The following is a 12,629-nucleotide window of genomic DNA, read 5'->3' on the forward strand; positions in this document are numbered from 1 at the left end:
AAGAAATTCGGTGGAGCGGTAGTTCAGTTGGTTAGAATACCTGCCTGTCACGCAGGGGGTCGCGGGTTCGAGTCCCGTCCGTTCCGCCACTTATTAGAAAATTAAGCCTGCTACCTTAGCAGGCTTAATGATAAGAAATATAGGGGCGTAGCTCAGTTGGTAGAGCACCGGTCTCCAAAACCGGGTGTCGCGAGTTCGAGTCTCTCCGCCCCTGCCAGAAACAATCCTTAGCATTTTTGCTAAGGATTTTTTTTATCTGAAAATCACGCCACCTTCATACTGTTTATTTCCTGTTTCTGGCATCCTTGCCAGCGTCCATTTTAATCATCAAGAATGTTCGTTTTCAGCAGATCGCAGATAAGCGTATGTTTATCGCTATTTTGCAGCCAGACCGCATACAACGGACGTGAAAGTGTCGTGCTGTCAGAAACTATATGGAGATCGCTTTTTGTTTTCGCCCAACACACGGGAAGCCAACTAAAACCCTTCAGTACAGGAAGTTGCTGTCTTGCTAGCTCAGCAGAACTGGTGGTTAGCACAGGAACTTCGTCGCCGGCAACTAATCCCGCTTCGTGTTGTTGAAAATCAGGTCCCCACTCCAGACGCAGATAATTCAGTTCATCTTTTGTTTGTGATGGAGCGCTGCAATAGAGCGCCAGCGTGAAATACCCCAGTAGTTGACTGCTAAATTCGTCCATTTTTGGGGATTCAGTAGTAATCAGCAGATCAAGCTGTCGTTCATGGAGTTGCTTTACTAGCGACTGGCGCTGCGCGATCCTGGCTTCAAACTGCAGGCTGGTTTGCGGCACCTGCGACTGATATAAACGACCCAGCCAGCTATTGAGCATGCATTCCCAAAGGGAAGCGCTGGCACCGATAGAGAACTCATTATGGCGTGAGGTATTTGCGACCTCCTTACGTGCTGCTTGCCACGTATTCATCAGCGTTTCAGCATATGGCAATAATTTTTCACCCGCAGCGGTTAAACGGATATTGTTTCTGTGTCGGGTGAAGAGGTTCACACCCAGTTGATTTTCCAGTTGTCTGATGCGAAAACTGACCGCCGATTGGGTCAAATAGAGCGCTTCAGCTGCCCGGCCAAAGTGGCGCGTTCGGCTAACTTCCAGGAAAGTCTTTAACAATTCCGTATCCACAACTCACTCCATAAAATTATTTGTCGTTATGATTTAAATCTTTTGTTTGACGCTCTGTCAAGCGTAACTAATACTCCGCGCCATAAATAGCTCGGCCAAAGAATTAGGAGCGTGCAGGATGGCGGAAAGCTTTACGACGACTAATCGATATTTCGACAATAAATATTATCCCCGCGGATTCTCCCGTCATGGTGATTTCACCATTAAAGAGGCACAGCTGCTTGAGCGTCACGGCTATGCCTTTAATGAGCTGGATCTGGGCAAGCGTGAGCCGGTAACTGAAGAAGAGAAGTTGTTTGTGGCGGTATGCCGTGGTGAACGTGAGCCGGTTACCGAAGCGGAACGTGTGTGGTCTAAATACATGACGCGTATTAAGCGTCCAAAACGTTTCCACACGCTGTCTGGCGGCAAACCTCAGGTGGAAGGTGCAGAAGATTACACCGAGTCAGAGGATTAATAAAAAAAGGGCGAAAGCCCTTTTTTTATGCCAGTAGTTTCTGTAAATGGATTAACAACCTGTCTATTGCCCGATAGCCAACGGCTTCCTGTAAATGTTGACGGGTGATCTGGTCACATTGCTCAATATCCGCAATTGTGCGAGCGACCTTTATCAAGCGCAGCCATGCGCGGATGGACAATCCAAGATGTGCTAACGTTTCCTCCAGCCAGCGTGCGTCATCCCTGTGTAAGACGCAGAATTGATGTATATCCTGGCTGCCCAGATGCGCATTTAACTTATTCTGCCGCTGATACTGGCGCTCACGCGCTGCCATAACCCGTTTCTTCACCGTCTCACTGTCTTCTCCCTTTGCTGCTCGCTGACTGAGTATACCGGGCGGTGGAAGGGGTATTTCGAGGGACAAATCGAAGCGGTCGAGAAAAGGGCCAGATAAGCGATTGAGGTAACGTAGCGTTTGCTCTGGGGTACAACGGTTGTGGTTTCCCTGATAGTGCCCTGTTGGGCTTGGATTCATTGCTGCTATCAATTGAAAGCGTGCCGGGTAGGTTATTTTTGCCCGGGTGCGTGATAAATGAATCTGTCCGGATTCAATAGGCTCACGCAGGGCATCCAGCGTACGGCGTTCAAACTCGGGCAATTCATCCAGAAATAATATGCCGTTATGTGCCAGAGAAATCTCACCCGGTGCCGGTATCGATCCTCCTCCTACCATTGCGGTTAAGGACGCGCTGTGATGGGGTGAGCGAAAGGGGCGTTGCTTCCACTGTTTTTGTATGGTGTCGGAATTGACCAGGCTGAGAATTGCCGCGCTTTCCAGAGCCTCATCATTACTTAACGGTGGTAACAATCCGCGAAGGCGACTGGCAAGCATCGTTTTTCCCGTACCCGGCGGGCCGATGAGCAAGAGATTGTGGCCGCCTGCAGCGGTAATCTCCAGCCCTCGCTTGCCCTGTTCCTGGCCGATGACGTCACTGAGGTCATCAGATGAGCCTGAAGGTGGAATCTCTACGCAAACAGGCCTTTCTAATTCATGCTTACCTTCGAGAAATGCGCACACGGCTTGCAGGTGATCGGCAATCAGGCAGCCCTCGCCGTGTATTAGCCCCACTTCTGCAGCGTTCTCTTTTGCGACAATAATTCGCCTACCTGCGCGAATTGCTTCAGTTGCGCTGGATATTGCTCCGGGAACGCCACGTAGAGCACCTGTAAGCGCTAGTTCACCGACTAACTCATAAGTATCGAGATTATGTGTTGTAAGCTGCTCTGACGCAGCCAGAAGCGCAATGGCGATAGGTAAATCATATCTCCCTCCTTCTTTAGGCAGATCTGCCGGGGCAAGGTTGATGGTTATCTTCTTGGCCGGAAATTCATACCCGCTATTAATAATCGCACTGCGAACTCGATCTCGAGCCTCTTTCACGGTGGTTTCGGGTAGTCCAACCATGGTTAAACCGGGCAAGCCATTACTAATATGGACTTCAATAGTAATGGGTGGTGCATTGACGCCTAATGCGGCGCGCGTGTGGACTATCGACAGTGACATAACCCCTCCTGATGCAGGCATTATGTCTTAATAGATGGCGACGATATCTTGCTTGATTGATACTTTTAGATGCTGATTCATGTATTTTTATGCAAGGGTTAATATTTTATGTAACCTCTGGAACAACGCTCACAAGCGCCGCTCAAAGTGCCGCCTGCAGAGGGAAAACATGATCGTGTTTACTGAATAACGTGAAATATTTTCATTTTCTATTTTTTGTATAAAAAACAACGCGATTTATAGAAACCGTTAACCGTGTCAGAAAAATGAATGCAGAAATATCTTGTGCCATAGTGAAACTCTATGGTAACTCTTTAGGTATTCCTTCGAACAAGATGCAAGAAAATACAAAAATGACAGCCCTTCTACGAGTGATTAGCCTGGTCGTGATTAGCGTGGTGGTGATTATTATCCCACCGTGCGGGGCTGCACTTGGACGAGGAAAGGCTTAAAAAACAAGCCTTAACGAACTAAGACCCCCGCACCGAAAGGTTCGGGGGTTTTTTTTGACCTTAAAAACTTAAACGAGGAGCAGAAAGTGAACACTAGCATAAAATTCTGTTTCTCAAGATTTACGGCGGGGATGTAACTATGAATGGGGCACAGTGGGTGGTACATGCGTTGCGTGCACAAGGGGTGAAAACCGTCTTTGGCTATCCCGGTGGCGCAATTATGCCGGTTTACGATGCGTTGTACGACGGCGGCGTAGAACACCTGTTGTGTCGACACGAGCAGGGGGCGGCGATGGCGGCTATTGGCTATGCCCGCTCAACCGGTAAAACCGGTGTCTGTATCGCGACTTCCGGTCCTGGTGCAACCAATCTGATCACCGGCCTGGCAGATGCGCTGTTAGATTCCGTTCCCGTTGTGGCGATCACTGGTCAAGTCTCTTCCCCGTTTATCGGCACCGATGCGTTCCAGGAAGTGGATGTACTCGGCATGTCGCTGTCATGTACCAAACATAGTTTCCTGGTGCAGTCGCTGGAAGAGCTGCCGCGTATCATGGCCGAGGCCTTCGACGTGGCGAACTCTGGTCGTCCGGGTCCGGTTCTGGTTGATATCCCGAAAGACATTCAGTTAGCCAGCGGTACGCTGGAGCCCTATTTCACCACCGTCGAAAACGCAGTAGCTTTCCCACATGCTGAGATTGAACAAGCCCGCAAGATGTTGGCGAAGGCACAGAAACCCGTACTGTACGTAGGTGGTGGCGTAGGGATGGCGCAGGCAGTTCCAGCGCTGCGTGAGTTTATTGCCGCAACGCATGTGCCGGTGGTTTGTACGTTGAAAGGCCTTGGCGCTGTGGATGCAGATTACCCGTACTATCTGGGTATGCTGGGCATGCATGGCACCAAAGCGGCAAACTTTGCGGTGCAGGAGTGCGATTTGCTGATCGCCGTCGGTGCGCGTTTTGATGACCGGGTGACTGGCAAGCTGAACACTTTCGCCCCCAATGCCAGCGTGATCCACATGGATATCGATCCGGCCGAGATGAACAAACTGCGCCTGGCACACGTTGCGCTGCAAGGCGATTTAAATACGCTGTTACCTGCATTGCAACAACCGCTGGCCATCAACGAATGGTGCCAGTATGCCGCCGACATGCGTGCAGAACATGCCTGGCGCTATGATCATCCGGGGGAGGCTATTTACGCTCCGCTGTTGTTAAAACAGCTGTCCGAAAGGAAACATAAGGATAGCGTGGTGACGACGGATGTTGGTCAGCATCAGATGTGGTCAGCACAACACATGACCTACACTCGCCCGGAGAACTTCATCACCTCCAGCGGCCTAGGGACGATGGGCTTTGGCTTACCTGCAGCAGTGGGGGCGCAGGTGGCCCGTCCGAATGATACGGTCATCTGTATCTCCGGTGATGGCTCCTTCATGATGAATGTGCAGGAGCTGGGCACCGTAAAACGCAAGCAGTTGCCGCTGAAAATCGTCTTACTCGACAACCAGCGGTTAGGCATGGTGCGACAATGGCAGCAGCTGTTTTTCCAGGAACGCTATAGCGAAACTACCCTGACCGATAATCCCGATTTCCTTATGTTGGCCGGCGCCTTCGGCATCCCTGGCCAACACATCACCCGTAAAGACCAGGTTGAAGCGGCTCTCGACACCATGCTGAACAGTAATGGGCCATACCTGCTTCATGTCTCAATCGACGAACTTGAGAATGTCTGGCCTCTGGTACCTCCTGGTGCCAGTAACTCAGAAATGCTGGAGAAATCATTATGATGCAACATCAGGTCGCCGTTGAGGCTCGTTTCAATCCGGAAACGTTAGAACGTGTTTTGCGCGTGGTACGCCATCGTGGTTTTCAGGTGTGCTCCATGAATATGAATGCTGCCAGCGATGCGCAGAATATAAATATTGAATTGACCGTTGCCAGCCCACGGTCGGTCGACTTACTGTTTAGTCAGTTAAGTAAACTGGTCGATGTTGCACATGTTGCTATCTGCCAGAGCACAACCACATCACAACAAATTCGCGCCTGAGCGCAAAAGGAAGAGAAATGACGACGAAAAAAGCTGATTTCATTTGGTCTAATGGCGAGATGATTCGTTGGGAAGACGCGAAGGTTCACGTGATGTCCCATGCGCTGCACTACGGTACATCAGTATTTGAAGGTATCCGTTGCTATGATTCTCACAAAGGGCCGGTGGTGTTCCGTCATCGCGAGCACATGCAGCGTCTGCGTGATTCAGCCAAAATTTATCGTTTTCCGGTTTCTCAGAGCGTTGATGAGTTGATGGAAGCTTGCCGTGCGGTGATCCGTAAAAATAACCTGACCAGTGCGTACATCCGCCCGCTGGTGTTTGTTGGCGATGTCGGCATGGGCGTTAACCCACCGGCGGGATACACCACGGATGTGATCATTGCTGCGTTCCCGTGGGGGGCTTACCTGGGTGCTGATGCCCTGGATCAGGGGATCGACGCGATGGTTTCTTCCTGGAACCGTGTCGCACCCAACACCATTCCTACCGCCGCCAAGGCGGGTGGTAACTACCTGTCTTCACTGCTGGTGGGTAGCGAAGCGCGTCGTCATGGTTATCAGGAAGGTATTGCGCTGGATGTGAACGGCTACATCTCCGAAGGCGCGGGTGAAAACCTGTTTGAAGTTAAAGACGGCATTCTGTTTACTCCACCGTTTACCTCTTCCGCGCTGCCGGGCATCACACGTGATGCGATTATCAAACTGGCGAAAGACCTCGATATCGAAGTGCGTGAACAGGTGCTGTCTCGCGAGTCGTTGTATCTGGCCGATGAAGTGTTCATGTCCGGTACGGCGGCAGAAATTACCCCGGTGCGCAGCGTTGACGGTATCCAGGTGGGTGAAGGCCGTTGTGGCCCGGTCACTAAGCGCATTCAGCAGGCCTTCTTTGGCCTCTTCACCGGTGAAACGGAAGATAAATACGGCTGGTTGGATCAGGTTAATCACTAAGTATAAATTTGGGACGGCACGCACCGTCCCATTTAAATAGTCAGACGGGAGTAAATAAAGCATGCCTAAGTATCGTTCCGCCACAACAACACATGGCCGCAATATGGCGGGAGCCCGCGCGCTGTGGCGCGCCACCGGGATGACTGACGATGACTTCGGTAAGCCGATTATCGCCGTCGTAAACTCGTTTACCCAGTTCGTGCCGGGCCACGTGCATCTGCGCGATCTCGGTAAGCTGGTTGCCGAACAGATCGAAGCCTCCGGCGGCGTAGCCAAAGAGTTTAATACTATCGCCGTGGATGACGGTATCGCCATGGGCCACGGGGGCATGCTGTATTCCCTGCCGTCACGTGAGCTGATCGCCGATTCGGTGGAGTACATGGTGAACGCCCACTGCGCCGATGCGATGGTCTGTATCTCTAACTGCGACAAAATCACCCCGGGGATGTTAATGGCTTCCCTGCGCCTGAACATCCCGGTGATCTTTGTGTCCGGTGGCCCGATGGAAGCCGGTAAAACCAAACTCTCAGATCAGATAATCAAACTCGATCTGGTGGATGCGATGATTCAGGGTGCGGACCCGAAAGTCTCTGATTCGCAAAGCGATCAGATTGAGCGCTCCGCCTGTCCGACCTGTGGTTCCTGTTCGGGGATGTTCACCGCTAACTCGATGAACTGCCTGACTGAAGCGCTGGGCCTGTCGCAGCCGGGTAACGGTTCGCTGCTGGCCACCCACGCCGATCGTAAACAGCTGTTCCTCAATGCGGGTTCACGTATCGTTGAGCTGACCAAACGCTATTACGAACAGAATGATGATTCTGCGCTGCCGCGCAATATTGCCAACAAGGCGGCGTTTGAAAATGCCATGACCCTGGATATCGCCATGGGGGGGTCCACGAACACCGTTCTGCACCTGCTGGCGGCTGCACAGGAAGCCGAAATCGACTTCACCATGAGTGATATCGACAAGCTGTCCCGCAAAGTGCCGCAGCTGTGTAAAGTCGCGCCGAGCACCCAGAAATACCATATGGAAGATGTTCACCGCGCGGGCGGTGTGCTGGGGATTTTAGGCGAGTTGGATCGTGCCGAGTTATTGAATCGTGATGTGAAAAACGTGCTGGGGTTGACCCTGCCACAAACCCTGGATCGCTATGATGTCATGCTGACCCAGGATGAGGCGGTGAAAAACATGTTCCGCGCCGGCCCGGCTGGCGTTCGTACCACCCAGGCGTTCTCGCAGGATTGTCGCTGGGACACGCTGGATGACGATCGCGCTGAAGGCTGTATTCGCTCGCTGGAACACGCTTACAGCAAAGACGGCGGTCTGGCGGTACTGTACGGTAACTTTGCGGAAAACGGCTGTATCGTGAAAACCGCAGGCGTGGATGACAGTATCCTGAAATTCACCGGCCCGGCGAAAGTCTACGAAAGTCAGGATGATGCCGTTGAAGCTATCCTCGGTGGCAAAGTGGTTGCTGGTGATGTGGTGGTGATTCGCTATGAAGGACCGAAAGGCGGACCAGGGATGCAGGAAATGCTCTACCCAACTACCTTCCTGAAATCCATGGGGCTGGGTAAAGCCTGTGCCTTGATCACCGACGGTCGTTTCTCCGGCGGGACGTCAGGTCTGTCTATCGGTCACGTTTCTCCGGAAGCGGCGAGCGGCGGTAACATCGCGATTATTGAAGATGGCGACATGATTGCGATTGATATCCCGAATCGTGGCATTGAGCTGTTGTTGAGCGATGCGGAGATCGCGGCCCGTCGTGAAGCGCAGGATGCTCGCGGTGACAAAGCCTGGACGCCAAAAGATCGCCAGCGTCAGGTCTCCTTCGCGCTGCGTGCCTATGCCAGCCTGGCAACCAGCGCTGACAAAGGCGCGGTGCGCGATAAATCGAAGCTGGGGGGCTAATACCATGGCTGATTCACAACCCCTGTCCGGCTCCCCTGAGGGGGCAGAATATCTCAGGGCGGTGCTGCGTGCGCCGGTCTATGAAGCGGTGCAGGTTACGCCGCTGCAAAAAATGGAAAAACTCTCTTCGCGCCTCGATAACGTGGTCCTGGTGAAGCGCGAAGACCGACAGCCGGTACACAGTTTCAAGCTGCGCGGGGCCTACGCGATGATGGCGGGCCTGACTGAAGCGCAAAAAGCGCAGGGCGTGATCACCGCGTCGGCAGGAAACCATGCTCAGGGCGTGGCCTTCTCCTCTGCGCGCCTTGGGGTGAAGGCGCTGATCGTCATGCCAACGGCTACCGCGGATATCAAAGTCGATGCCGTTCGCAGTTTCGGTGGCGAAGTGCTGCTGCACGGTGCCAATTTTGATGAAGCGAAAGCCAAAGCGATTGAACTGGCACAGCAACAAGGTTTCACTTGGGTTCCGCCATTCGATCACCCGATGGTGATTGCCGGGCAGGGCACACTGGCGCTTGAGCTGCTGCAGCAGGATGCGCATCTCGATCGGATATTTGTTCCGGTTGGCGGCGGCGGTCTGGCGGCGGGTGTGGCGGTGCTGATTAAACAGCTGATGCCACAAATCAAAGTTATTGCCGTGGAAGCCGAAGACTCAGCCTGCCTGAAGGCGGCACTGGATGCGGGCCACCCGGTCGATCTGCCGCGCGTAGGCCTGTTTGCTGAAGGCGTGGCGGTGAAACGCATCGGTGATGAAACCTTCCGCCTGTGTCAGGAATACCTCGACGACATTATCACCGTTGATAGCGATGCAATCTGCGCGGCGATGAAAGACTTGTTCGAAGACGTGCGTGCGGTGGCGGAGCCGTCTGGCGCACTGGCGCTGGCGGGGATGAAAAAATACATCGCCCAGCACAATATTCGTGGTGAACGTCTGGCGCACGTGCTGTCCGGTGCCAACGTCAATTTCCACGGCCTGCGCTATGTGTCTGAACGCTGCGAGCTGGGTGAACAACGTGAAGCGCTGCTGGCGGTGACCATCCCGGAAGAAAAGGGGAGTTTCCTGAAATTCTGCCAGCTGTTGGGTGGACGTTCGGTGACCGAATTTAACTACCGGTTTGCCGATGCGAAAGATGCCTGCATTTTTGTCGGCGTACGCCTGAGCCGCGGTCTGGAAGAGCGCAAAGAAATCCTCCAGTTGCTTAGCGACGGCGGTTACAGCGTGGTGGATCTGTCCGATGATGAAATGGCCAAGCTACACGTGCGCTATATGGTCGGTGGACGCCCATCGAAACCGCTACAGGAACGTCTTTACAGCTTTGAGTTCCCCGAGTCGCCAGGGGCGCTGCTGAAATTCCTGCATACCTTAGGGACCCACTGGAATATCTCGTTGTTCCATTATCGCAGTCACGGCACCGACTATGGTCGCGTGCTGGCGGCGTTTGAATTGGGCGATCATGAGCCGGATTTTGAAACGCGGATCAACGAACTGGGCTACGACTGCCATGATGAGAGTCATAACCCGGCGTTCAGGTTCTTTCTGGCAGGGTAGGCCGGATAAGGCGCTTGTGCCGCCATCCGGCATTAGTGGCCAGGCAGCAAGCTCCAGAATGCCTCAATCAGCGGCTCATGCAGCCGCTTTTTTTGTACGCAAACGCCCAGCTCAAACGGCGTTTTCTCGTCGCTACGTTCTAAAATCATCACGCGGTTACGCACCGGCTCCGGACTGTTTTCCAGCACTACTTCCGGCAGCAGCGCCACGCCGCAGCCCAGCGCCACCATCGAGACCATCGCCTCGTGACCGCCGACCGTGGCATAGATTGATGGATTACTGATTTTATGACGGCGGAACCACAGCTCAATGCGGCGGCGTACCGGGCCCTGGTCGGCCATGATAAACGGCACAGTGGACCAGTCGGGATCATCGATGGACACCTGATTGCGTACCGGGCACGGCAATGCCGGAGCAATTAACACCACCGCCAGATTTTCCAGCATTGAGAATGCCACCGCACCAGGCAGGGTTTCCGGTTTCCCGGCTATTGCCAGATCCGCTTCTCCGGTGACCACTTTTTCCATCGCATCGGCGGCATCGCCGGTAGACAGTTTAATTTCGACCGACGGGTGTTCTGCGCGAAAGCGATCAAGGATTGGCGGCAGATGGCTGTAGGCGGCGGTGACCGAACAGAAGATATGCAGCTCGCCCGACAGCGAGGGTCCCTGCTGATCGAGGGTGTGGCGCAGTTGCTGATACTGCAATAACGTCTGCTGGGCAAAAATGCGCAGCTCTTCGCCCGCTTCGGTCAGCGTGACCGTGCGGTTATCCCGCACGAACAGTGCCTGGCCAAGATCCTCTTCCAGCCGTTGAATTTGCCGGGAAAGCGTAGAGGGGCTGACGTGCATCGCCCGCGCGCTGCGGCCAAAGTGGCGGCTTTCCGCCAGGTGCAGGAAGGTTTTTAGATCGCGTAAATCCACGGCTCGTACTCCTCGATTTTACATTGCATAAATTGCAACGTGACGTTGTGAATATATCAATTTCCGCAATAAATTTCCTGTCATATAGTGGGTTCATTCTCGCAAAAGCGAACCGAACAATAAGACACACAACATCACGGAGTACACCATCATGGCTAACTACTTTAATACACTGAACCTGCGCCAGCAGCTGGCACAGCTGGGTAAATGTCGCTTTATGGGCCGCGATGAATTCGCCGATGGCGCGAGCTACCTTCAGGGTAAAAAAGTGGTCATCATCGGCTGTGGCGCTCAGGGTCTGAACCAAGGCCTGAACATGCGTGACTCCGGTCTGGATATCGCCTACGCACTGCGTAAAGAGGCGATTGCTGAGAAGCGCGCCTCATGGCGTAAAGCGACCGAAAACGGCTTTAAAGTCGGTACCTACGAAGAGCTGGTTCCGCAGGCTGACCTGGTGGTTAACCTGACGCCAGACAAACAGCACTCCGACGTGGTGCGTTCCGTACAGCCGCTGATGAAAGACGGCGCTGCGCTGGGCTATTCCCACGGTTTCAACATCGTGGAAGTGGGCGAACAGATCCGTAAAGACATTACCGTCGTGATGGTTGCGCCGAAGTGCCCGGGTACCGAAGTGCGTGAAGAGTACAAACGCGGTTTCGGCGTACCGACGCTTATCGCGGTTCACCCGGAAAACGATCCGAAAGGCGAAGGCATGGCAATTGCTAAAGCCTGGGCAGCCGCAACCGGCGGTCACCGTGCGGGTGTGCTGGAATCCTCTTTCGTCGCGGAAGTGAAATCTGACCTGATGGGCGAGCAGACTATCCTGTGCGGTATGCTGCAGGCCGGTTCTCTGCTGTGCTTCGACAAGCTGGTGGAAGAAGGAACTGATCCGGCATACGCGGAAAAACTGATTCAGTTCGGCTGGGAAACCATCACCGAAGCGCTGAAGCAGGGCGGCATCACCCTGATGATGGACCGTCTGTCTAACCCAGCTAAGCTGCGTGCTTACGCGCTGTCCGAACAGCTGAAAGAAATCATGGCGCCGCTGTTCCAGAAACATATGGACGACATCATCTCCGGCGAATTCTCTTCCGGCATGATGGCTGACTGGGCTAACGACGATAAGAAACTGCTGACCTGGCGTGAAGAGACCGGTAAAACCGCGTTCGAAACCGCTGCCCAGTTCGACGGTAAAATCGGCGAGCAGGAGTACTTCGATAAAGGCGTTCTGATGATCGCGATGGTGAAAGCGGGCGTTGAGCTGGCATTCGAAACCATGGTGGATTCCGGCATCATCGAAGAGTCGGCTTACTACGAATCACTGCATGAGCTGCCGCTGATTGCCAACACTATCGCCCGTAAGCGTCTGTATGAAATGAACGTGGTAATCTCCGATACCGCTGAGTACGGTAACTACCTGTTCTCTTACGCTTGCGTACCGCTGCTGAAAGAGTTCATGACCACGCTGCAAACTGGTGACCTGGGCAAAGCCATTGCTGAAGGTGCGGTAGATAATGCTCAGCTGCGTGACGTCAACGATGCTATTCGTAGCCATGCGATTGAAGAAGTTGGCCAGAAACTGCGCGGCTACATGACTGACATGAAGCGTATCGCTGTCGCAGGCTAACTCCCCGTCGTCTTTC

At 53.5% G+C, this 12,629-nt stretch carries 11 protein-coding genes and 2 tRNA genes; 10 read left to right on the plus strand and 3 right to left on the minus strand.

Annotated features, from left to right (window positions below):
* Positions 1-12 precede the first annotated feature (12 nt).
* Both M2374_RS20685 and M2374_RS20690 read left to right on the plus strand, forming a co-directional pair.
* Positions 13-89, plus strand: a tRNA-Asp gene (locus M2374_RS20685).
* Between the two features lie 52 nt (positions 90-141).
* Positions 142-217, plus strand: a tRNA-Trp gene (locus M2374_RS20690).
* A 103-nt stretch (positions 218-320) separates the two neighbouring features.
* On the opposite strand, the gene hdfR is transcribed toward M2374_RS20690, so the two are convergent.
* On the minus strand, positions 321-1,154 hold the full coding sequence (hdfR, locus tag M2374_RS20695; RefSeq protein WP_117343779.1) for an HTH-type transcriptional regulator HdfR: 834 nt from the start codon (positions 1,152-1,154) through the stop codon (positions 321-323).
* A 118-nt stretch (positions 1,155-1,272) separates the two neighbouring features.
* Between hdfR and maoP the strand changes: the two genes are divergently transcribed.
* The gene (gene maoP / locus M2374_RS20700; RefSeq protein WP_096758961.1) at positions 1,273-1,611 is read left to right on the plus strand and encodes a macrodomain Ori organization protein MaoP; all 339 of its coding nucleotides are present in this window, start codon (positions 1,273-1,275) and stop codon (positions 1,609-1,611) included.
* 25 nt (positions 1,612-1,636) lie between these two features.
* Here the strand turns inward: maoP and M2374_RS20705 are convergent, their stop codons facing one another.
* Positions 1,637-3,157, minus strand: a complete 1,521-nt coding sequence (locus M2374_RS20705; protein ID WP_115259865.1) for a YifB family Mg chelatase-like AAA ATPase — start codon at positions 3,155-3,157, stop codon at positions 1,637-1,639.
* Positions 3,158-3,510: 353 nt separating this feature from the next.
* Here M2374_RS20705 and ilvL point away from each other — a divergent pair, with 353 nt between their 5' ends.
* From ilvL to ilvA, 6 genes are all read left to right on the plus strand, one after another.
* Positions 3,511-3,609, plus strand: a complete 99-nt coding sequence (gene ilvL / locus M2374_RS20710) for an ilv operon leader peptide (RefSeq protein WP_001311244.1) — start codon at positions 3,511-3,513, stop codon at positions 3,607-3,609.
* A 139-nt stretch (positions 3,610-3,748) separates the two neighbouring features.
* On the plus strand, positions 3,749-5,395 hold the full coding sequence (ilvG, locus tag M2374_RS20715; RefSeq protein WP_181688606.1) for an acetolactate synthase 2 catalytic subunit: 1,647 nt from the start codon (positions 3,749-3,751) through the stop codon (positions 5,393-5,395).
* Positions 5,392-5,655, plus strand: coding sequence for an acetolactate synthase 2 small subunit (gene ilvM, locus M2374_RS20720; RefSeq protein WP_096758958.1), 264 nt, complete (start codon positions 5,392-5,394; stop codon positions 5,653-5,655). The genes ilvG and ilvM overlap by 4 nt, the downstream gene beginning before the upstream one ends.
* Positions 5,656-5,672: 17 nt before the next feature.
* Positions 5,673-6,602 carry a branched-chain amino acid transaminase gene (locus tag M2374_RS20725; RefSeq protein ID WP_096758957.1) on the plus strand — a complete coding sequence of 310 codons (930 nt, stop codon included), beginning with the start codon at positions 5,673-5,675 and terminating at the stop codon, positions 6,600-6,602.
* A gap of 61 nt (positions 6,603-6,663) precedes the next feature.
* Complete coding sequence (gene ilvD, locus M2374_RS20730) at positions 6,664-8,514, plus strand: dihydroxy-acid dehydratase (RefSeq protein WP_115259863.1); 1,851 nt, start codon at positions 6,664-6,666, stop codon at positions 8,512-8,514.
* A 4-nt stretch (positions 8,515-8,518) separates the two neighbouring features.
* The gene (gene ilvA / locus M2374_RS20735; protein WP_096758955.1) at positions 8,519-10,063 is read left to right on the plus strand and encodes a threonine ammonia-lyase, biosynthetic; all 1,545 of its coding nucleotides are present in this window, start codon (positions 8,519-8,521) and stop codon (positions 10,061-10,063) included.
* 32 nt (positions 10,064-10,095) lie between these two features.
* Here the strand turns inward: ilvA and ilvY are convergent, their stop codons facing one another.
* A complete protein-coding gene (ilvY, locus tag M2374_RS20740; RefSeq protein ID WP_115259861.1) occupies positions 10,096-10,986 on the minus strand; it encodes an HTH-type transcriptional activator IlvY in 891 nt (296 codons plus the stop codon).
* A gap of 151 nt (positions 10,987-11,137) precedes the next feature.
* Between ilvY and ilvC the strand changes: the two genes are divergently transcribed.
* Entirely contained in the window at positions 11,138-12,613 is a 1,476-nt protein-coding gene (gene ilvC, locus M2374_RS20745; RefSeq protein ID WP_096758953.1) for a ketol-acid reductoisomerase, read from the plus strand.
* Positions 12,614-12,629: the final 16 nt, after the last annotated feature.

It is taken from the genome of Citrobacter sp. JUb117, from assembly GCF_024809055.1.
In the GTDB taxonomy this organism is placed as follows: Bacteria; Pseudomonadota; Gammaproteobacteria; order Enterobacterales; family Enterobacteriaceae; genus Citrobacter; species Citrobacter gillenii.

Excerpts from the sequence above, each read along its gene's own strand:
- maoP (WP_096758961.1), top strand. The coding sequence starts at position 1,273 with ATGGCGGAAAGCTTTACGACGACTAATCGATATTTCGACAATAAATAT.
- M2374_RS20705 (WP_115259865.1), bottom strand. The coding sequence starts at position 3,157 with ATGTCACTGTCGATAGTCCACACGCGCGCCGCATTAGGCGTCAATGCA.
- ilvL (WP_001311244.1), top strand. The coding sequence starts at position 3,511 with ATGACAGCCCTTCTACGAGTGATTAGCCTGGTCGTGATTAGCGTGGTG.
- ilvG (WP_181688606.1), top strand. The coding sequence starts at position 3,749 with ATGAATGGGGCACAGTGGGTGGTACATGCGTTGCGTGCACAAGGGGTG.
- ilvM (WP_096758958.1), top strand. The coding sequence starts at position 5,392 with ATGATGCAACATCAGGTCGCCGTTGAGGCTCGTTTCAATCCGGAAACG.
- M2374_RS20725 (WP_096758957.1), top strand. The coding sequence starts at position 5,673 with ATGACGACGAAAAAAGCTGATTTCATTTGGTCTAATGGCGAGATGATT.
- ilvD (WP_115259863.1), top strand. The coding sequence starts at position 6,664 with ATGCCTAAGTATCGTTCCGCCACAACAACACATGGCCGCAATATGGCG.
- ilvA (WP_096758955.1), top strand. The coding sequence starts at position 8,519 with ATGGCTGATTCACAACCCCTGTCCGGCTCCCCTGAGGGGGCAGAATAT.
- ilvC (WP_096758953.1), top strand. The coding sequence starts at position 11,138 with ATGGCTAACTACTTTAATACACTGAACCTGCGCCAGCAGCTGGCACAG.